Source organism: Stutzerimonas decontaminans, from assembly GCF_000661915.1.
Classification (GTDB): Bacteria; Pseudomonadota; Gammaproteobacteria; order Pseudomonadales; family Pseudomonadaceae; genus Stutzerimonas; species Stutzerimonas decontaminans.
Genome location: NZ_CP007509.1, coordinates 4,705,546 through 4,725,662, shown reverse-complemented (window position 1 = coordinate 4,725,662; position 20,117 = coordinate 4,705,546). Strand labels below are relative to the sequence as shown.

Here is a 20,117-nt window from a genome sequence, read left to right as displayed (position 1 = left end):
GCGCTCTGTATATGAAACTAACTTCAGCAGAGCCCTGTTGATAACCACGCCTAAGGCCAGTGTTTAAGCCTGTGTGGAAGCTAGGCATGAACTTCGCTGTGGATATCTCCTCATTTAATCCCCAGGTTGCTCAGAAGCTCTGCACCGCCCAGACACCGGTTACCCACCCAGTTCAATTTCGCTGAACGCTAAGCCAGCATTGCTCTGCAACCATCTATCCACAGAAAATGGCCTGTACATACATAAGCACTACATCTTAAGAGCTTATATTTCTTTTCCTTTTATTTTTTTCAGCCCGATGGGGCTGGTTGGAAATTGACCTGGCCTGGCAGCTTCTCTACAATCGCCGGTCTCTTAAAAGGGGGCCATTCCGGCCCACGATGGATCACCAGGTAAACGCACCATGAAACGCACTTTCCAACCCAGCACCATCAAGCGCGCTCGTACCCATGGCTTCCGTGCCCGTATGGCCACCAAGAACGGTCGTCAAGTTCTGTCGCGTCGTCGCGCCAAAGGCCGTAAGCGTCTGACCGTCTGACATCGGAACAGGTAGTGAGTCGGGGCTTCGGCCGGGAAAAGCGACTGCTGACTCCCCGCCAATTCAAGGCAGTCTTCGACTCCCCTTCCGGTAAGGTGCCTGGCAGGAATGTCCTGCTGTTGGCACGAGAGAACGATCTGCAACACCCCCGCCTCGGGCTGGTGATCGGCAAGAAAAGCGTCAAGCTTTCGGTTGAACGTAACCGCATCAAGCGGCAGATACGGGAGACCTTTCGCCATCATCAGTTGGAGCTGGCGGGCTGGGACATCGTGATCGTCGCCCGCAAGGGATTGGCTGATCTGGACAATCCCGAACTGGCGAAGCAATTCGCCAAGCTTTGGAGGCGACTGTCACGCAGCCCATCCAAGACCGCCGTCGAACCTGGAGCCGCCAACAGCACCCATGCGTAAATTGGCCATCGCTTCGATCAAGGTCTACCAGTACGCCATCAGCCCCATGATGGCTAGTCACTGCCGTTTCTATCCAAGCTGCTCCTGCTATGCACTCGAGGCCATCGAAAATCATGGTCTGTTGCGTGGCGGCTGGCTGAGTCTGCGCAGGCTGGGACGCTGCCACCCGTGGAATCCCGGTGGCTACGATCCCGTGCCTTCCCATAACACTTCCAATTCATCTCCGATGGCCGAGTAACCATGGATATCAAACGCTCGATACTGCTCGTAGCATTAGCAGTCGTTGCCTACCTGATGGTTCTTCAATGGAATCAGGACTACGGTCAGGCAGCACTGCCGACCGAAACCGCGCAAAGCCAGCCTGGCGTTCCGACCCTTCCGGACAGTCCGAGCGCTACCAGCGAAGGCAATGCCGATGACGTGCCAGCAGTGGCTGGTCAGCAACAGGCTAGCGCCCTGCCGGCCACGGCGCCGAGCAGCCAGCTGATCCGCGTGCGTACTGATGTGCTGGATGTAGCCATCGACCCGCGTGGTGGTGACATCGTCGAGCTGCATCTGCCGCAATTTCCACGTCGTCAGGATCGTCCCGATGTGCCGTTCCAGCTGTTCGAACGCAGTGGCGAGCGCACCTACGAGGCGCAGAGCGGGCTGATCGGCGATGGTCCGGACAAGGCCAGCGGGCGTCCTCAGTACAGCAGCGAGAAGACCGAGTACCAGCTGGGCGAAGGCCAGGATCAGCTGGTCGTGGACCTGAACTACAGCGCTGACGGCGTCAACTACATCAAGCGTTTCACCTTGGAGCGTGGCAACTACGCGTTGAAGGTGAACTACCTGATCGACAACCAGAGCGACCAGCCCTGGACCGGTTATCTGTTCGGCCAGCTCAAGCGCGACAAGAGTGGCGACCCGTCCTCGAGCACAGCCACAGGCACCGCCACCTACCTCGGTGCGGCGCTGTGGACCAAGGACGAGCCGTATCGCAAGGTTTCCATGGGCGACATGGATGACAAGAACCTGCGCGAAACCGTTCAGGGCGGCTGGATCGCCTGGCTACAGCACTATTTCGTCACCGCCTGGATTCCTCAGGCCGACGATACCAACCAGGTGCAGACCCGCAAGGACAGCCAGGGCAACTACATCATCGGCTTCACCGGCCCGGCGGTCACCGTAGCAGCGGGCGCCCAGGGTGAAACCGGCGCCACCCTGTATGCCGGTCCGAAGAGCCAGGACAAGCTGGAAGAGCTGTCGCCCGGTCTGCGTCTGACCGTCGACTACGGCATCCTCTGGTTCATCGCTCAGCCAATCTTCTGGCTGCTGGAAAATATCCACGCGCTGCTGGGCAACTGGGGTTGGTCGATCATCGTCCTGACGATCATCATCAAACTCGCCTTCTTCCCGCTCTCCGCCGCCAGCTATCGTTCGATGGCGCGCATGCGTGCGGTATCGCCGAAGATGCAGGCGCTGAAAGAGCAGTTCGGTGATGATCGCCAGAAGATGTCCCAGGCGATGATGGAGTTGTACAAGAAGGAGAAGATCAATCCGCTGGGCGGCTGCCTGCCGATTCTGGTGCAGATGCCGGTCTTCCTTGCGCTGTACTGGGTACTCTTGGAAAGCGTCGAGATGCGCCAGGCGCCCTGGATGTTCTGGATCACCGACCTGTCGATCAAGGATCCGTTCTTCATCCTGCCGATCATCATGGGCGTGACCATGTTCATCCAGCAGCAGCTCAACCCGACACCGCCGGATCCGATGCAGGCGCGGGTGATGAAGCTGTTGCCGATCATCTTCACCTTCTTCTTCCTCTGGTTCCCAGCTGGTCTGGTGCTGTACTGGGTCGTCAACAACGTCCTGTCCATCGCCCAGCAGTGGTACATTACCCGGCAGATCGAGGCGGCGGCGAAGACAGCCTGACGTCTCAACAGCCAAATGCAGAACGCCCCTTGATTGGGGCGTTTTGCTATCTGCCATCCAGAAAGGAGGCCTCATGAATCCAGTTCGCGACACCATCGCCGCTGTCGCCACAGCTCCTGGCCGCGGAGGCGTCGGCATCGTCCGTGTATCCGGTCCGCGTGCCAGAGGGATCGCGATTACCCTGAGCGGCCGCGAGCCAACGCCACGGCATGCGCACTACGGCGCGTTTCATGCTGACGACGGCGAAGTGATCGACGAAGGCCTGCTGTTGTTCTTTCCGGGACCGCATTCGTTTACCGGCGAAGACGTGCTCGAACTGCAGGGGCATGGCGGCCCGGTTGTGTTGGATATGCTGCTGCAACGTTGTGTCGAGCTCGGCGTGCGACTCGCGCGGCCCGGAGAGTTCAGCGAGCGCGCCTTTCTCAACGACAAGCTCGATCTCGCCCAGGCCGAAGCCATTGCCGACCTTATCGAAGCCAGCTCCACCCAGGCGGCGCGCAATGCGGTGCGCTCGCTGCAAGGCGAATTCTCGCGACGGGTGCATCAACTGACCGAAAAGCTGATTCAGCTGCGCATCTACGTTGAGGCAGCGATCGATTTTCCTGAAGAAGAAATCGACTTTCTCGCCGATGGCCACGTGCTGGAACAGCTCAACGGCGTGCGCGAAGAGTTATCCACAGTGTTGCGTGAGGCAGGGCAGGGCGCCTTGCTGCGTGACGGGATGACCGTGGTCATCGCCGGTCGGCCCAATGCCGGCAAGTCCAGCCTGCTCAATGCGCTGGCAGGCCGTGAGGCGGCCATCGTTACCGATATCGCCGGAACCACCCGTGACGTGCTGCGCGAACACATCCTCATCGATGGCATGCCCTTGCACGTGGTCGATACCGCCGGCCTGCGTGATACCGAGGATCAGGTCGAGCGCATCGGCGTGCAGCGCGCCCTCAGCGCTATCGGCGAGGCGGACCGTATCTTGCTGATGGTCGACGCCAGCGCACCAGAGGCTGAGGATCCGCTCGCGCTGTGGCCCGAGTTCCTGGACTTCAGCCCGGAGCCGAGCAGGGTAACGCTGATCCGCAACAAGGCCGACCTCAGCGGAGAGGCGATTGCTCTGAGCGTCAGCGCCGATGGGCATGTGACGCTAAGCCTTTGCGCGCGTTCAGGCGAAGGCATCGAGCTGCTGCGTGAACACCTGAAGCAGTGCATGGGGTACGAGCAGACCACCGAAAGCAGCTTCAGCGCGCGGCGCCGGCACCTCGATGCACTGCGCCTGGCCGACGAGCATCTGCGGCACGGTTACGACCAGCTGACGCTGGCCGGCGCCGGTGAGCTGCTCGCCGAGGACCTGCGTCTGGCACAGCAGACACTGGGCGAGATCACTGGCGCATTCAGCTCCGATGACCTGCTCGGGCGCATCTTCTCGAGCTTCTGCATAGGCAAGTAACAATTGAAAAAGCGTTCGGGCAACCCCGCCCGGGCGGCGTTTCGATGTGCCGACCGGCACGCTGACAGTCTTCGCCTGCCCCGCTGCAAGCGCCGTTAACACTGAGCTGGCGACCCGTCAGGGTCCCGCCAGCCATCCTTCTCTCGCAGCCTTCGTACCCCGCCTGCCGCTGCGCCTGACATAGCTGGTAACAGCCGTCGGCGCATCCTTTGAACTACCTTTGTTATCAAAACACGCAGCCGTTTCCAGCAATCCCCGACAAGAGGATGGCGCCGTGCTTGCTGCATTACTCGTTTCATTCCTGGGGGCGATCCTCGCCAGGTTCATCGTCAGCCGTACCTTTCCCCATGGGGGATGGGTCGCTGCGCTGTTGCCAGCCGGGCTGTTCCTGTTCTTTCTGGCGAAAGGCGCCAGTCTTCCCGAGGTCGGTGCCATCACCGAAACCCTCGAGTGGGTGCCAGCACTGGGCATCTCGCTGACCCTGAGGCTTGATGGCTTCGCCCTGCTGTTCGTGCTCCTGATCACCGGCATCGGCACCCTGGTGACGATCTACGCAGGCGCCTACTTCTCGCATTCGCCGAAGGAGGAGGCTGCACGTTTCCTCACCCTGATCCTGTTGTTCATGACCGCCATGCTGGGGACCGTGCTGTCCGACAACCTCATCGTCATGTTCGTGTTCTGGGAGGCGACCAGCCTGTTGTCGTTCATGCTGATCGGCTTCAACTCGCACCGCGCGCAAGCACGCAAGGCCGCGCTGCAATCGCTCATCGTGACCGGCGGCGGCGGGCTGGCACTGTTCGGCGGCATCCTCTTGATCGGCATCACGCTGGGTACCTTCTCACTCTCCGAAGTGGCGCAGCGTGCGCCGGAGCTGCTGGCCAGTCCCCTGGCCGTGCCGGCGATGATCCTGATCATGCTCGGCGCCTTCACCAAGTCGGCGCAGCTGCCGTTTCATTTCTGGCTGCCGCAGGCCATGGAAGCGCCAGCGCCGGCCTCGGCCTTTCTGCACTCGGCGACCATGGTCAAGTTGGGGGTGTACCTGCTGGCCCGCTTCGATCTCATCTTCGAGGGCATCCCTGCCTTTGGCTCGACCCTGGTGATCGTCGGTAGCCTGACCATGTTGGTGGCCGCGGTACGGGCGCTATCCACTGATGGCTTCAAGGAGGTCTTGGCGCATTCCACCGTGGGCTCGCTGGGGGTGCTGGTGATGCTGATCGGGCTGGACGGCGATTACTCGGTGACCGCGCTGATTGCCTTCATCATCGCCCACGCGCTGTACAAGGCGGCGCTGTTCTTCTGCGCCGGAACAACCATCCATGCAGTAGGCGAGGGCCGACTGAGCAAGATCGGCGGGCTGGCCCGACGCCTGCCGATGACCACCCTGGCGGCCGGCATGGCGGCGATCTCGATGGCCGGACTGCCGCCGACGCTGGGTTTCATTACCAAGGAATACCTGTTCGAGAGCCAGCTCAACGCATCCTCAGGCTGGGTGGTGGTCGCCGTGGCGGTTCTGGTCAATGCGGTTTTCGCCGCAATCGCCGGGGTGGCGGCCATTCGTCCCTATTACCTCGGCAAGACACGCAGCGAGATCAAGCATCCGGAAACCCTGGGCCTGTACCTCGGACCGCTGGTACTGGGAGGGCTGGGTTTCCTGTTCGGTCTGGCGCCTGACTTCCTCGTGCGCGGGCTGATCCAGCCGGCCAATGATGTGCTGGTCGGACATACCGTGGATCTGTCCTTCTCGCTCTGGCACGGCTTTACGCCGATGCTCGCGCTGAGCGCCACCGTGGTCGCGTTCGCCGGCGGACTGATCGCCTACTGGCATCGCATCCACTATGCGCTGTCACTGAACAAGGGGTTGGCCCGGGTGCTTGGCGATTTCGGCTTCAACGCCGCATTCGCCGGCCTCCTGCGCCTGGCCGAACGCTGCACCCGGTTTCTGCAGAACGGTGATCAGCACCGCTACACCTCCACGGTCGCGGCAGCGGTGCTGCTGATCATCGGCTATGGCGTGCTGGCCAGCGGAACGCGTCCGCTAATCGCCATGACCGGCGGGCGCTTCGATGCGCCCTCGATCATCGTGCTGCTGCTGATGTGCCTGGGTGCCTTTGCCGCGACGCGCACCCCATCGCTACTGCGCGCCATGATCGCGGTTGGCGTGGTGGGGTTCGGCTCGGCGCTGATCTTCCTGCTCAATGGCGCGCCAGACGTTGCGCTCACCCAGTTCTCGGTCGAAGTGCTGATGGTGCTGATTCTGGTCGCGCTGCTGCTGCGGGTGCCTGAGCGCGCTGCATCGACCCGCGAGCCGCGGGAAAAGCGCCTGGACATCCTGCTCTCGGCCGGTTTCGCGCTGGTGGTCTTCGTCGCATTGGCCGCCACGGTGGCATTGCCCCTGGATGGACGGATCTCCGAGTTCTATGCGGCGACCAGCTATCTCGAGGCCCATGGTCGCAACGTGGTGAATGTGGTGCTGGTGGACTACCGCGCCATCGACACGTTGGGTGAGGTGATCGTGGTGGCCTTCGCCGCGATGAGCGTGTGGGGGCTGCTGCGCGTTATGCCTCGCAGGAGGGCCGCGCCATGAATTCTCTGATCTTCGCCGCCTTCTCGCGGATTCTCTTCGGCCTGATGCTGGCGGTGTCGCTGTACGTGCTCTACCGCGGGCACAACGAGCCGGGTGGCGGATTCGTCGGCGGGCTGATCGCAGCGGCCGGATTCGCGACGCTGGCGCTTGCCCGTGGCGTGGACGTGGCCCGCGCCACGCTGCGCTTCGAACCGATGACAGTGATCGGTTGCGGCGTCCTCGCTGCGCTGCTTGGCGGGCTGCCAGGCCTCTGGCTGGACGACTCGTTCCTGGCCCACCAGTGGGCAATTCTCGGCAGCGTCCATATCGGCACCACCCTGCTGTTCGATATCGGCGTCTACCTGGTCGTGCTGGGCGGCATCCTTTCTCTGATCCTGCGTTTCTACGAGGGCCTCTGATATGCATCTGCTCTTTGCATTCGCCATCGCCATCGTTGCTGGCTGCAGCCTGTACCTGATCCTTTCCCGCCATATCGTGCGGATCCTGCTGGGCGTGACCATGCTCTCGGCGGCGATCAATCTGGTGATCTTCCTCTCCGGGCGGATCGTTACGAACGTCCCCGCCGTCATCCGCGCCGGCGAGACCAGCCTGGCCGCCGATGCCGCCAACCCGCTGCCCCAGGCGCTGGTTCTCACCGCAATCGTCATTGGCTTTTCACTGACCGCGTTCTTCGCTGCCCTGGCATTGCAGACCTACCGCAGCGCGGGCAGCGTCGATACGCGCGATATCGATGCAGCCGAGCGCCTGGGTTCGCCATTCCCGGCCACTAAGGATCGCCCGTGACCGAATTCCTGATCCTGCATGCGCCGCTCTGGCCGGTACTGCTGCCGATTCTCGGTGCGGGTCTGGCGACCTGCCTGTCGAAACATCGCCGCGCGCAACGACTGGTCACCGGCCTGTGCATAACTCTGCTGTTAGTATCTTCGCTACTGCTGCTCGCTGCGGTTTACCAGCAGGGCGTGCTGGCGATTCGCTTTGGCGGCTGGGATGCTCCCTTCGGCGTGGTATTCGTCGCCGATGCACTGTCCGCAGCCATGGCGGCCATTACCGGCATCCTTGCCGCCGCGGTGATGACCTTCGGCCTGGCCGATATTCGCCGCCGCGAGGAACAGGCAGGCTTCTATCCATTGATGCTGGGCATGCTGGCCGGCGTAAACGGTGCCTTCCTCACCGGCGATATCTTCAACCTGTACGTCTGGTTTGAGGTGATGCTGATCACCGCGATGGGCCTGCTGTCGATCGGCCGCAATCGCGCCCGGCTCGATGCGACGGTGCGCTATGCAGTGCTCAACCTGTTCTCCACGCTGCTGTTTCTGACCGGGGTTGCACTGCTCTACGGCGCGACCGGAACGCTGAACATGGCGGATCTCGCCCGGGTGCTGCCCGAGACCGAACCGTCGATCAACCTGACGCTGTCGGCGCTGCTGCTGCTCTGTGGCTTCGGCATCAAGGCCGGCTATTTCCCGTTGTTCTTCTGGCTGCCGGCGTCGTATCACACGGCCTCGATCACGGTTTCGGCGATCTTCGCCGGGCTGCTGACGAAGGTCGGCGTATATGCCTGTTTCCGCGTGTTCACCCTGATCTTCAGCGTCGAGGACAGCGGTATCCGTGAGATCGTCGCGGTGCTGGCGGCCGGCACCATGCTGTTCGGGGTCTTCGGTGCGGCGGTGCAGTGGGACGTACGGCGAATCCTCTCGTTCCACATCGTCAGCCAGATCGGCTACATGCTGCTTGGCTTGGCCATATCCACCCAGGCGGCGCTCGCCGGGGCGATCTTCTACATCATTCACCACATCATCGTGAAGGCGAACCTGTTCCTGCTCGCCGGCGCCATTCACCGGGCCTCCGGCACCTTCGATCTGCGCAAGAGCGGCGGCCTGATGTATCGCAACCCTCTACTGGCCGCGCTGTTTCTGGTACCGGCTTTGTCCCTGGCCGGCTTGCCGCCGCTGTCCGGCTTCTGGGCGAAGTTCCTCGTGATCGACGCGAGCTTCCGTGCCGGCGAGCACTGGTTAGCCGGGCTGGCGCTGTTCGTCGGCCTGTTGACCCTCTATTCGATGAGCAAGATCTGGATGGAAGCCTTTTGGAAGAAGCCGGTACTGCCGCGCGCCGAGGCCCGCCGGATACCGCTGCCCATGCTGCTGGCGATCGCCTCGCTCGGTGCGCTGACCCTGGTGATCGGTTTCATGCCGCAACCGTTGATCCTCTTTTCGCAAACCGCCGCCGCGGCACTGCTGGAGCCCAGCGCTTACCTGTCGGCCGTGCTGCCGGCTAACCCGATCCTGGAGCCTCGCCCATGACCAGCCTGCTGCGCCGAGTACTCGATGTGGTCGAGCTGCTCGGCATCTACCTCTATGAGCTGATCGTCTCGTCTGTTGCAGTGGCTGCCGCTGCCTTTTCGCCAGCGCCGAACATGCAGAGTTCGATCATCGCGGTACCCATCGAGCTGCGCACCGACCTCGGCGTCGCGGTGCTCGCCAGTCTGGTTTCGCTGACTCCGGGCAACTGCGCATTGCACGTCAGCGAGGATCGTCGCCTGCTCTACGTGCATGCGCTGGATGGCCGCGCGCCGGAGCAGATCATCACGTCGATCAGGCAAGTCTTCGAGCGCCGCATCGCGCGCATCGAGAGGTGGTGAGCATGATCACGACGCTGCTGATCCTGGTCATGCTGCCGCTGGCCTTGACCCTCTGGCGAATGATCGTCGCGAAGACACTGGTCGACCGCGTGGTCGCGCTGGACATGCTGACCGGCGTTGGGGTTGCCATCGCCGCGCTGGTCGCTGCAATGACCGGACGCCGGGAGTTTCTCGACGTGGGTTTCGGTCTCGGACTGATCGGTTTCGTCGGGACCTGCGCCTTCGCCGTCTTCATCATGCGCAAGGGGAGGAGCGAGCAATGATCGAAATCCTGGCAGTGGCTTTCATGCTGGTCGGTGTGATCTTTCTGTTCGCCGCGATGTTCGGCCTGCTGCGCTTTGCCGATCCCCTGCAGCGAATCCATGCCACGACCAAGTCCGGTACGGTGGGTGCCGGACTCATCCTCGTCGGGGTGATGATCGAGATGGGCGACGCCCAGGCCACCTTCATCGGCACCGCCACCGTGATCTTTCTGATGCTGACCATTCCTATCGCTGGTCACCTGCTTGGGCGGGCTGCCTATGTGTCGGGGGCTCGGCTCGACGGCCTGCATGGCGACGATGCGCTGGATGGCGTGCTCGAACGCAGCCCGCTAACGCTCGACGAATATCTCGCACAGACCGAGAAAAGACCTCCCCAGCGAAATCCAGAACCTGGCAGAGCAGACCTGCGTGCCAACGTAGACGAGCCGACGAGCCTTGTTGATAACCCAGGTTCAGCCAAGTAGATAACCCCAGCCTGAACCCTATGGATAACACTGCTGTGTATAAGTAACGACTTTATCAACAGGTAGCGCACGTGATCTACACCGGTACAGCCCAGGCGCAGCACAACCTTTTAAAACGCTGGACCGCCCGTAGGCTCTACGTTCTCGAACCTTATCCACAGAAAGTGGCTTCACCATTAGTAAACATATCTACAAGCCCTTTATATATTTCTTCTCTATTTTCTATTTATGCAATTCAGCGACCGTCCGGCTTCCGGTTGGTCATTTTTTGTTCAAAGCCCTTCTTTAGCGCAGCCTTAGTGCCTATACTTCGCGGTTTCCCGAAATCCAATCTGAACAGGCACGAGGTGCGTGGTGGACTTCCCTTCCCGTTTTGACGTGATCGTTATCGGTGGCGGCCATGCCGGTACCGAAGCTGCGCTGGCAGCGGCACGCATGGGCGTGAAGACCCTGCTGCTCAGCCACAATGTGGAAACCCTCGGCCAGATGAGCTGCAACCCGGCTATCGGTGGCATCGGAAAGAGCCATCTGGTCAAGGAAATCGATGCCCTGGGCGGTGCCATGGCCATGGCAACCGACAAGGGTGGTATTCAGTTCCGCGTGCTCAACAGCCGCAAGGGCCCGGCGGTCCGCGCAACCCGTGCGCAGGCTGATCGCGTGCTGTACAAGGCCGCTATCCGCGAAGCCCTGGAGAACCAGCCTAACCTGTGGATATTCCAGCAGGCGGCGGACGACCTCATCGTCGAGCAGGATCAGGTCCGGGGTGTCGTGACCCAGATGGGTCTGCGTTTCCTCGCAGATTCCGTGGTACTGACCACCGGAACCTTCCTCGGCGGACTTATCCACATCGGCCTGCAGAATTATTCAGGCGGCCGTGCAGGCGATCCGCCTTCGATCGCTCTGGCCAATCGGCTGCGTGAGCTACCGCTGCGTGTGGGACGCTTGAAGACCGGAACCCCGCCGCGCATCGATGGCCGGACCGTGGACTTTTCGCTGATGACCGAACAGCCAGGCGATACCCCGCTGCCGGTAATGTCGTTCATGGGCAGTCGTGAGCAGCATCCGCCGCAGGTCAGCTGCTGGATCACCCACACCAACGCGCGAACCCACGAAATCATCGCCGCCAACCTCGATCGCTCGCCGATGTACTCCGGTGTGATCGAAGGTGTGGGCCCGCGCTACTGCCCGTCCATCGAAGACAAGATTCATCGTTTCGCCGACAAGGACAGCCACCAGGTCTTCCTCGAGCCGGAAGGCCTGACCACCCACGAGCTGTATCCCAACGGCATCTCCACCTCGCTGCCGTTCGACGTGCAGCTGCAGATCGTGCAGAGCATCCGCGGCATGGAGAGCGCGCACATCGTGCGGCCGGGCTATGCCATCGAGTACGACTACTTCGATCCGCGTGATCTCAAGTACAGCCTGGAAACCAAAGTGATCGGCGGGTTGTTCTTTGCCGGCCAGATCAACGGCACCACCGGCTACGAAGAGGCTGGTGCCCAGGGCCTGCTCGCCGGCGCCAATGCGGCGCTGCGTGCTCAGGGCAAGGACAGCTGGTGTCCGCGCCGCGATGAGGCCTACCTCGGCGTGCTGGTCGATGACCTGATCACTCTTGGCACGCAGGAGCCCTATCGCATGTTCACTTCGCGCGCCGAGTATCGGCTGATCCTGCGCGAGGACAATGCTGATCTGCGCCTCACCGAGAAGGGCCGCGAGCTGGGGCTGGTGGACGACGCCCGCTGGGCCGCGTTCTGCGCCAAGCGCGAAGCTATCGAACTCGAGGAGCAGCGCCTGAAGAGCAGCTGGGTCCGTCCGGGCACACCGCAGGGCGATGCCATTGCCGAGCGCTTCGGCAGCCCGCTGGCCCGCGAGTACAACCTACTCAATCTGCTGGCCCGTCCGGAAATCGATTACCAGAGCCTGATCGAACTGACTGGTGACGGTGCGCAGGATCCGCAGGTCGCCGAGCAGGTCGAGATCAAGACCAAGTACGCCGGCTACATCGAACGCCAGCAGGACGAGATCGAGCGGCTGCGTGCCAGCGAAAACATCGCCTTGCCGGCTGATCTCGACTACACCACGATTCCGGGACTGTCGAAGGAGATCCAGCACAAGCTCGGCCAGGCACGGCCCGAGACGCTTGGCCAGGCATCGCGTATCCCCGGTGTCACTCCCGCTGCGGTGTCGTTGCTGATGATTCATCTGAAGAAGCGCAATGCCGGCCAGCAGCTGGAGCAGAGCGCCTGATGAGTCTGGTCAGCGAATCCCAAGCCGCAGAACTCGTTCGCGGCGCCCGCGAACTCGGCATCGAACTGAGCGAATGGCAACAGCAGCAGTTGCTGGCCTACCTGGCGTTGCTGATCAAGTGGAACAAGGCCTACAACCTCACCGCAGTGCGCGATCCCGACGAAATGGTTTCGCGGCACCTGCTCGACAGCCTGAGCGTGGTGCCTTTCGTTGCCGAGTCCGGGCAGAGCTGGCTGGACGTCGGCAGCGGTGGTGGCATGCCTGGCGTGCCGCTGGCAATCATGTTTCCCGAGCGGGCCTTCACGCTGCTTGATTCGAACGGCAAGAAGACGCGCTTTCTGACACAGGTGAAACTGGAGCTGAAACTGGCCAACCTCGAGGTGGTGCACAGTCGCGTCGAGCAGTACCAGCCGGCCATACCCTTCGAAGGCATCACCTCGCGCGCTTTCAGCTCGCTGGACGACTTCACCAGCTGGACGCGCCATCTGGGCAATGCCGAAACCCGCTGGCTCGCCATGAAGGGCGTGCAGCCGGACGACGAGCTGCAACGGCTACCCGATGACTTCCGTCTCGATGCCTGTCACGTACTCAAGGTTCCCGGTTGCCAAGGCCAGCGCCATCTGCTGATACTGCGCCGCACTTCATGACCCCGGACAGACACTGACCATGGCTAAAGTTTTCGCCATTGCCAACCAGAAGGGCGGTGTCGCCAAGACCACCACCTGCATCAACCTGGCGGCTTCGCTGGTTGCCACGCGCCGGCGGGTGCTGCTGATCGACCTCGATCCTCAGGGCAACGCCACCACCGGTAGCGGTGTGGATAAACTCGGCCTGGAGTACTCGATCTACGACGTGCTGATCGGTGAATGCAGCCTGGTCGACGCCATGCAGTTCTCCGAGCACGGCGGCTACCAGCTGTTGCCGGCCAACCGCGACCTGACGGCGGCCGAAGTCGCGCTGCTGAATCTGCCGGCCAAGGAGAAACGCCTGCGCGAGGCGCTGGCGCCGGTCCGCGAGAACTACGATTACATTCTCATCGACTGCCCGCCGTCGCTGTCGATGCTGACCATCAATGCGTTATCTGCCGCCGATGGCGTGATCATTCCCATGCAGTGCGAATACTACGCACTCGAAGGGCTTACCGATCTGGTCAACTCGATCCAGCGCATCGGCCAGGCACTGAATCCGAGTCTGAAGATCGAAGGCCTGTTGCGCACCATGTATGACCCGCGTAGCAGCCTGACCAACGACGTATCCGAACAGCTCAAGGCGCATTTCGGCGACAAGCTCTACGACACCGTAATTCCGCGCAACGTCCGGCTCGCCGAGGCACCCAGCCACGGTATGCCGGCGCTGGTCTACGACAAGCAATCCAAGGGCGCTCTGGCCTATCTGGCCCTGGCCGGCGAACTGTCGCGACGCCAGCGCCAGTCTGCCCGCGGTGCCCTCGCATAAGGACTATTCATGGCGACCAAGAAAAGAGGTCTAGGACGGGGACTCGACGCCCTGCTCGGCGGCGCCAGTGTCTCGGCGATGCAGGAAGAGGCCGCCAAGGTCGATACCCGTGAACTCCAGCATCTGCCGCTGGACCTGGTTCAGCGCGGCAAGTACCAGCCACGCCGCGACATGGATCCGCAGGCGCTCGAAGAGCTGGCGCAGTCGATCAAGAACCACGGCGTGATGCAGCCAATCGTCGTGCGCCCGATCAGTGGCGGCCGTTTCGAGATCATCGCCGGTGAGCGTCGCTGGCGGGCCAGCCAGCAGGCCGGACTGGAAAGCGTACCGGCGCTGGTTCGCGAGGTGCCGGACGAAGCCGCCATCGCCATGGCACTGATCGAGAACATCCAGCGCGAAGATCTCAATCCGATCGAAGAGGCTGTCGCGCTGCAGCGTCTGCAGCAGGAATTCCAGCTGACTCAACAGCAGGTGGCCGACGCGGTCGGCAAGTCCCGCGTCTCGGTCAGCAATCTGCTGCGCCTGATTGCGCTGCCGGAAGAGATCAAGACCCTGCTGTCCCATGGTGATCTGGAAATGGGCCATGCACGCGCCTTGCTCGGCTTGCCGGCCGAACAACAGGTCGAAGGCGCGCGGCATGTTGTCGCACGTGGCCTGACCGTACGCCAGACCGAAGCGATGGTGCGCCAGTGGCTGAGCAGCAAGGAAGCGCCCAAAGTCGAAGTGAAGGTTGATCCCGACATCAGCCGTCTGGAACAGCGCCTGGCGGAACGCCTGGGCTCGCCGGTGCAGATCAAGCATGGCCAGAAGGGCAAGGGGCAGCTGGTTATCCGCTACAGTTCGCTCGACGAATTGCAGGGCGTATTGGCACACATCCGCTGATACAAATTGTTTGTAGTGCCGGTCGGAAAATACTACCGGAGTGTTGAACCCCGGCTGGCCTGCTCCTATACTCGCCGCGCTTTTTTGACTGCGGACAATTATTTACGCGGCCTGCTGCAATGATGGAAATCAGGTGAACATACGCAACAGAACACCCTTCCATCGTCTTCCGGCTTTTCGCGTATTGCTGATGCAGGCGATGGTCGTAGTAGTGACCGCTGTCTCATGTGGCCTGGTTTTTGGTATGGTCGCCGGCTACTCCGCGCTGTGCGGTGGTCTGATTGCGCTGTCGGCGAACGTGTATTTCGCGTACAAGGCCTTTCGTTACTTTGGCGCACGTTCGACCCGGGCGATCATCCAGTCCTTCTGGTCTGGCGAGATGGGTAAACAGATTCTGGCAGCAGCGCTGTTTGCGTTGGTGTTCGTGGGAGTGAAACCGCTGGAACCGATCGCCTTGTTTGCCGGCTATCTGCTGGTTCTGGGAGTCGGAGCAAGCGCGCTCCTGCTGATGAAAAACAATCCGAAGCATTGAGCATTGAGGCGTTTATGGCGAGTACCCCCGCTGAATATATCCAGCACCACCTGCAAAACCTGACCTACGGCAAACTGCCGGCAGGTTACGAGCGTGCTGATGGCTCCGTTCTCGATCAGGCCACCTGGACCATCGCTCAGACTGGTCTGGAAGCTCGCGACATGGGCTTCATGGCTTTCCACCTGGATACCCTCGGCTGGTCGCTGCTGATGGGCGCCATCTTCATTCTGCTGTTCCGCAGCGCCGCCAAGTCGGCCACTGCCGGGGTACCGGGCAAGCTGCAGAACTTCGTCGAGATGTGCGTCGAGTTCGTCGAAGGCGTGGTCAAGGACACCTTCCACGGCCGCAACACGCTGATCGCTCCGCTGGCACTTACCATCTTCGTCTGGGTGTTCCTGATGAACAGCCTGAAGTGGATTCCAGTCGACTACATTCCGGGTCTGGCCAGCCTGCTGGGCCTGCCGGCGTTCAAGATCGTACCGACCGCCGACCCGAACGGAACCTTCGGTCTATCGCTCGGCGTGTTCATCCTGATCCTGTTCTACAGCGTCAAGGTCAAGGGTTTCGGCGGCTTCAGCAAGGAGCTGGCGTTCACTCCGTTCAACCACTGGTCGCTGGTGCCGTTCAACCTATTCCTCGAGATTCTCGGCCTGCTGACCAAGCCGCTCAGCCTCGCACTGCGTCTGTTCGGCAACATGTACGCCGGTGAGGTGGTGTTCATCCTCATCGCTCTGCTGCCGTTCTACGTGCAGTGGACCCTGAATGTGCCTTGGGCGATTTTCCATATTCTGGTGATCCCGCTTCAGGCCTTCATCTTCATGGTACTGACGGTGGTGTACCTGAGCTCTGCCCATGAAGAACATCACTGAAAACCGCTAACGCTTTAACCGAAAAACCTTAACCCCCCTTAGCTTCAGGAGCTTTACATGGAACTCGTCTACATCGCCGCCTCCATCATGATCGGTCTGGGTGCCCTGGGCACCGGTATTGGCTTCGCCCTGCTGGGTGGCAAGCTGCTGGAATCCACCGCTCGTCAGCCTGAGCTGGCTCCTCAGCTGCAAACCAAGACCTTCCTGATGGCCGGCCTGCTCGACGCCGTGCCGATGATCGGCGTTGGTATCGCGATGTACCTCATCTTCGTTGTCGCCGGTTAATCACTTTCCGGTTTGAGATGGGGTTCGCCGGGCGAGCCCCGTCGCCGTGGAATGACTCCCGCGTTGAACGAGATAGCACGAGGTAAATCGCTGTGAACATTAACTTGACGCTGTTCGGTCAAACGCTCGCCTTCGCTATCTTCGTCTGGTTCTGCATGAAGCTCGTCTGGCCGCCAATCACGGCAGCCATGGCAGCGCGCCAGAAGAAGATTGCCGAAGGACTGGATGCGGCAGGCCGTGCGCAGCAAGACCTGAAACTGGCTCAGGACAAGGTGTCCAACACCCTCCGTGAGACCAAGGAGCAGGCAGCCCAGATCATCGAGCAGGCGAATAAGCACGCTAACGCGATCATCGAGGAAGCCAAGCAGCAGGCACGTACCGAAGGCGAGCGACTGGTCGCCGGCGCCCGCGCCGAGATCGAACAGGAAGTGAACCGTGCCAGGGACCAACTGCGCAGTCAGGTAGCGGCTCTTGCCGTCGCCGGTGCAGAGAAGATCCTGGAGTCCCAGGTGGACGCCAAGGTGCACAACGAGCTGGTCGAAAAACTGGCCTCCCAACTCTAAGCGAGGCAAGCGATGATCAATACCCAGACGCTTGCTCGGCCTTACGCGAAAGCCGCTTTCGAGTTCGCCAGCGCCGCAGGACAGACCGATTCCTGGTCGAAAATGCTCAACCTGGCCGCCATCGCTGTTGAAGTCCCAGAAGTCGCAGCGTTGCTGAACGACCCCCGCCTGACCAGCGAAAGCAAGGTCCAGGGGCTGGTGCGTCTACTCGGTGACGACGCCGACGAAGCTTTCCGCAACTACGTCCAGACCCTTGGCGAAAATGATCGCCTGTCGGTTCTGCCGACCGTATGGGAGCTGTACGAGGACATCAAGGCGCAAGCCGAGAAAACGCTCGAGGCAGAAGTTGAAACCGCCTTCGAGCTCAGCAACGAGCAACTCCAAACTTTGGCTGCCGCCCTGTCGAAGCGGCTAGATCGCACCGTCAACCTCCAGCAGGCCGTGAATCCTGCGCTGATCGGCGGCGTGTTGATTCGCGCCGGTGATGTGGTTGTCGACGGTTCGGTCCGCGGCAAACTGAGCCAGTTGGCCGAATCGTTGAAATCCTGATTTGAGGGTCATGGCATGCAGCAACTGAATCCTTCCGAGATTAGTGAAATCATCAAGCAGCGCATCGAGAAATCGAATGTCGCTGCTCAAGCCCGTAATGAGGGCACCGTCGTCAGCGTTTCTGACGGTATCGTACGCATCTACGGTCTGGCCGACGTCATGTACGGCGAAATGATCGAGTTCCCTGGCGGCATCTTCGGGATGGCACTGAACCTGGAGCAAGACTCCGTAGGTGCCGTGGTTCTGGGTAACTACCTGGGCCTGACCGAAGGCATGAGCGCCAAGTGCACTGGCCGCATCCTTGAAGTTCCGGTTGGCCCGGAACTGCTGGGTCGCGTAGTCGACGCACTGGGTAACCCGATCGACGGCAAAGGCCCGATCAACGCTCAGGCAACTGATGCGGTCGAGAAAGTTGCGCCGGGCGTGATCTGGCGTAAGTCCGTCGATCAGCCGGTTCAGACCGGTTACAAGTCGGTCGACGCCATGATCCCGGTAGGCCGTGGCCAGCGTGAGCTGATCATCGGTGACCGTCAGATCGGTAAGACTGCCCTGGCCATCGACGCCATCATCAACCAGAAGAACAGCGGCATCCGCTGCGTCTACGTAGCCATCGGTCAGAAGCAGTCGACCATCGCCAACGTGGTTCGCAAGCTGGAAGAGCACGGCGCGCTGCACAACACCATCGTTGTTGCTGCGTCCGCCTCCGAATCCGCTGCCCTGCAGTACCTGGCGCCTTACGCCGGTTGCACCATGGGCGAGTACTTCCGCGACCGCGGTGAAGACGCGCTGATCGTGTATGACGATCTGTCCAAGCAGGCTGTGGCGTACCGCCAGATCTCCCTGCTGCTGCGTCGTCCGCCGGGACGTGAAGCCTACCCAGGCGACGTGTTCTATCTCCACAGCCGCCTGCTGGAGCGTGCGTCGCGCGTTTCCGAAGAGTATGTCGAGAAGTTCACCAACGGTGCGGTAACTGGCAAAACCGGTTCGCTGACCGCTCTGCCGATCATCGAAACCCAGGCGGGCGATGTTTCCGCGTTCGTTCCGACCAACGTGATTTCGATCACCGACGGTCAGATCTTCCTGGAATCGGCCATGTTCAACGCAGGTATCCGTCCGGCCGTCAACGCCGGTATCTCGGTATCTCGCGTGGGTGGTGCTGCTCAGACCAAGATCGTCAAGAAGCTGTCTGGTGGTATCCGTACCGCTCTGGCTCAGTACCGTGAACTGGCTGCATTCGCGCAGTTCGCTTCGGATCTCGACGAAGCAACCCGCAAGCAGCTGGAGCATGGTCAGCGCGTTACCGAGCTGATGAAGCAGAAGCAGTACGCGCCGATGTCCATCGCCGACATGTCCCTGTCCCTGTACGCCGCCGAGCGCGGTTTCCTGACGGACGTGGAAGTGGCCAAGGTTGGCGCCTTCGAGCAGGCCCTGATCGCCTTCTTCAACCGCGAGTTCGCCGATCTGATGGCGAAGATCAACGTGAAGGGTGACTTCAATGACGAAATCGACGCAGGCCTGAAGGCCGGTATCGAGAAGTTCAAGGCCACTCAAAGCTGGTAAGCCGCAGCGGGAGCCGTGAGGCTCCCGCCTGCTAACCCGATAGGTGTCAAATGGCAGGCGCAAAAGAGATTCGCAGCAAGATTGCGAGCATCAAAAGCACGCAGAAGATCACCAGCGCCATGGAAAAGGTGGCGGTCAGCAAGATGCGCAAGGCACAGATGCGCATGGCTGCCAGCCGCCCTTATGCGGAGCGGATCCGGCAGGTAATCGGCCATCTGGCCTTTGCCAACCCGGAATACCGTCATCCGTTCATGGTAGAGCGTCCGGTCAAGCGTGTCGGCTACATCGTCGTGTCGACCGATCGTGGTCTTTGCGGTGGCCTGAACATCAACCTGTTCAAGGTCCTGATCAAGAACATGAAGGAGTGGCACGATCAGAAGGTCGAAGTCGACCTGTGCGTGATCGGCAACAAAGGCGCGAGCTTCTTCCGCAGCTTCGGCGGCAACGTCGTCGCAGCGATCGGCAACCTCGGCGAAGAGCCGTCGATCAATGATCTGATCGGCAGCGTCAAGGTCATGCTGGACGGCTTCCATAACGGCCGTATCGATCGCTTGTACCTGGTATCCAACAAGTTCATCAACACCATGACCCAGAAGCCCACGGTCGACCAACTGCTGCCGCTGGCCGCAGACGAGAACGCCGAGCCGGTCAAGAAAGGTCAGTGGGACTACCTCTACGAGCCGGACGCCCAGCAGCTGCTGGATGCTCTGCTGGTACGGTTCATCGAGTCCCAGGCCTATCAGGCGGTGGTTGAGAACGGCGCAGCTGAACAGGCCGCGCGGATGATTGCCATGAAGAACGCAACCGACAACGCCGGTGAGCTGATCGGCGACCTGCAACTGGTCTACAACAAGGCCCGTCAGGCTGCGATCACTCAGGAAATTTCGGAAATCGTCGGCGGCGCTGCCGCGGTTTAAGAACGGTTC

General features: G+C 61.3%; 23 protein-coding genes. All 23 read left to right on the top strand.

Annotated features, from left to right (window positions below):
- The first annotated feature begins 403 nt into the window (after nt 1–403).
- Nucleotides 404–538 (top strand): 50S ribosomal protein L34, encoded by a 135-nt coding sequence (rpmH, locus tag UIB01_RS21785; RefSeq protein ID WP_003290924.1) that lies wholly within the window; start codon nt 404–406, stop codon nt 536–538.
- Between the two features lie 14 nt (nt 539–552).
- A complete protein-coding gene (rnpA, locus tag UIB01_RS21780) occupies nt 553–948 on the top strand; it encodes a ribonuclease P protein component (RefSeq protein ID WP_038665255.1) in 396 nt (131 codons plus the stop codon).
- Nucleotides 941–1,186, top strand: coding sequence for a membrane protein insertion efficiency factor YidD (gene yidD / locus UIB01_RS21775; RefSeq protein WP_038665252.1), 246 nt, complete (start codon nt 941–943; stop codon nt 1,184–1,186). The genes rnpA and yidD overlap by 8 nt, the downstream gene beginning before the upstream one ends.
- Before the next feature lie 2 nt (nt 1,187–1,188).
- Nucleotides 1,189–2,859 carry a membrane protein insertase YidC gene (gene yidC, locus UIB01_RS21770; RefSeq protein WP_038665249.1) on the top strand — a complete coding sequence of 557 codons (1,671 nt, stop codon included), beginning with the start codon at nt 1,189–1,191 and terminating at the stop codon, nt 2,857–2,859.
- Between the two features lie 73 nt (nt 2,860–2,932).
- Complete coding sequence (gene mnmE / locus UIB01_RS21765; protein ID WP_038665240.1) at nt 2,933–4,300, top strand: tRNA uridine-5-carboxymethylaminomethyl(34) synthesis GTPase MnmE; 1,368 nt, start codon at nt 2,933–2,935, stop codon at nt 4,298–4,300.
- A gap of 274 nt (nt 4,301–4,574) precedes the next feature.
- Nucleotides 4,575–6,884, top strand: a complete 2,310-nt coding sequence (gene mbhE, locus UIB01_RS21760; protein ID WP_038665238.1) for a hydrogen gas-evolving membrane-bound hydrogenase subunit E — start codon at nt 4,575–4,577, stop codon at nt 6,882–6,884.
- Nucleotides 6,881–7,282: an MnhB domain-containing protein gene (locus tag UIB01_RS21755; protein ID WP_038665234.1), complete on the top strand. Its 402-nt coding sequence runs from the start codon at nt 6,881–6,883 to the stop codon at nt 7,280–7,282. Before mbhE ends, UIB01_RS21755 begins: the two co-directional genes overlap by 4 nt.
- Before the next feature lies 1 nt (nt 7,283).
- Entirely contained in the window at nt 7,284–7,667 is a 384-nt protein-coding gene (locus UIB01_RS21750; RefSeq protein WP_038665231.1) for an NADH-quinone oxidoreductase subunit K, read from the top strand.
- Nucleotides 7,664–9,184 carry a proton-conducting transporter transmembrane domain-containing protein gene (locus UIB01_RS21745; protein ID WP_038665228.1) on the top strand — a complete coding sequence of 507 codons (1,521 nt, stop codon included), beginning with the start codon at nt 7,664–7,666 and terminating at the stop codon, nt 9,182–9,184. The genes UIB01_RS21750 and UIB01_RS21745 overlap by 4 nt, the downstream gene beginning before the upstream one ends.
- A complete protein-coding gene (locus UIB01_RS21740) occupies nt 9,181–9,522 on the top strand; it encodes a Na+/H+ antiporter subunit E (protein WP_038665225.1) in 342 nt (113 codons plus the stop codon). Before UIB01_RS21745 ends, UIB01_RS21740 begins: the two co-directional genes overlap by 4 nt.
- 2 nt (nt 9,523–9,524) lie before the next feature.
- Nucleotides 9,525–9,785: an MrpF/PhaF family protein gene (locus tag UIB01_RS21735; RefSeq protein ID WP_015278985.1), complete on the top strand. Its 261-nt coding sequence runs from the start codon at nt 9,525–9,527 to the stop codon at nt 9,783–9,785.
- A complete protein-coding gene (gene mnhG / locus UIB01_RS21730; protein ID WP_038665222.1) occupies nt 9,782–10,249 on the top strand; it encodes a monovalent cation/H(+) antiporter subunit G in 468 nt (155 codons plus the stop codon). The genes UIB01_RS21735 and mnhG overlap by 4 nt, the downstream gene beginning before the upstream one ends.
- Nucleotides 10,250–10,603: 354 nt before the next feature.
- Complete coding sequence (gene mnmG / locus UIB01_RS21725) at nt 10,604–12,496, top strand: tRNA uridine-5-carboxymethylaminomethyl(34) synthesis enzyme MnmG (RefSeq protein ID WP_038665219.1); 1,893 nt, start codon at nt 10,604–10,606, stop codon at nt 12,494–12,496.
- Nucleotides 12,496–13,143: a 16S rRNA (guanine(527)-N(7))-methyltransferase RsmG gene (gene rsmG, locus UIB01_RS21720; RefSeq protein ID WP_038665216.1), complete on the top strand. Its 648-nt coding sequence runs from the start codon at nt 12,496–12,498 to the stop codon at nt 13,141–13,143. The genes mnmG and rsmG overlap by 1 nt, the downstream gene beginning before the upstream one ends.
- 19 nt (nt 13,144–13,162) lie before the next feature.
- On the top strand, nt 13,163–13,951 hold the full coding sequence (locus tag UIB01_RS21715) for a ParA family protein (RefSeq protein WP_015278981.1): 789 nt from the start codon (nt 13,163–13,165) through the stop codon (nt 13,949–13,951).
- A gap of 9 nt (nt 13,952–13,960) precedes the next feature.
- Nucleotides 13,961–14,833: a ParB/RepB/Spo0J family partition protein gene (locus UIB01_RS21710; protein ID WP_015278980.1), complete on the top strand. Its 873-nt coding sequence runs from the start codon at nt 13,961–13,963 to the stop codon at nt 14,831–14,833.
- Nucleotides 14,834–14,966: 133 nt separating this feature from the next.
- Nucleotides 14,967–15,365, top strand: coding sequence for a F0F1 ATP synthase subunit I (locus UIB01_RS21705; RefSeq protein ID WP_080695124.1), 399 nt, complete (start codon nt 14,967–14,969; stop codon nt 15,363–15,365).
- Between the two features lie 14 nt (nt 15,366–15,379).
- Nucleotides 15,380–16,234 carry a F0F1 ATP synthase subunit A gene (gene atpB / locus UIB01_RS21700; RefSeq protein WP_015278978.1) on the top strand — a complete coding sequence of 285 codons (855 nt, stop codon included), beginning with the start codon at nt 15,380–15,382 and terminating at the stop codon, nt 16,232–16,234.
- Nucleotides 16,235–16,291: 57 nt separating this feature from the next.
- The gene (gene atpE, locus UIB01_RS21695) at nt 16,292–16,519 is read left to right on the top strand and encodes a F0F1 ATP synthase subunit C (RefSeq protein ID WP_003290909.1); all 228 of its coding nucleotides are present in this window, start codon (nt 16,292–16,294) and stop codon (nt 16,517–16,519) included.
- 92 nt (nt 16,520–16,611) lie between these two features.
- Complete coding sequence (locus tag UIB01_RS21690) at nt 16,612–17,082, top strand: F0F1 ATP synthase subunit B (RefSeq protein ID WP_015278977.1); 471 nt, start codon at nt 16,612–16,614, stop codon at nt 17,080–17,082.
- A gap of 12 nt (nt 17,083–17,094) precedes the next feature.
- Nucleotides 17,095–17,631 carry a F0F1 ATP synthase subunit delta gene (locus UIB01_RS21685; protein WP_015278976.1) on the top strand — a complete coding sequence of 179 codons (537 nt, stop codon included), beginning with the start codon at nt 17,095–17,097 and terminating at the stop codon, nt 17,629–17,631.
- Nucleotides 17,632–17,646: 15 nt separating this feature from the next.
- On the top strand, nt 17,647–19,191 hold the full coding sequence (gene atpA, locus UIB01_RS21680) for a F0F1 ATP synthase subunit alpha (protein ID WP_003291823.1): 1,545 nt from the start codon (nt 17,647–17,649) through the stop codon (nt 19,189–19,191).
- A gap of 50 nt (nt 19,192–19,241) precedes the next feature.
- Nucleotides 19,242–20,108, top strand: coding sequence for a F0F1 ATP synthase subunit gamma (gene atpG, locus UIB01_RS21675; RefSeq protein WP_014822269.1), 867 nt, complete (start codon nt 19,242–19,244; stop codon nt 20,106–20,108).
- Nucleotides 20,109–20,117 lie beyond the last annotated feature (9 nt).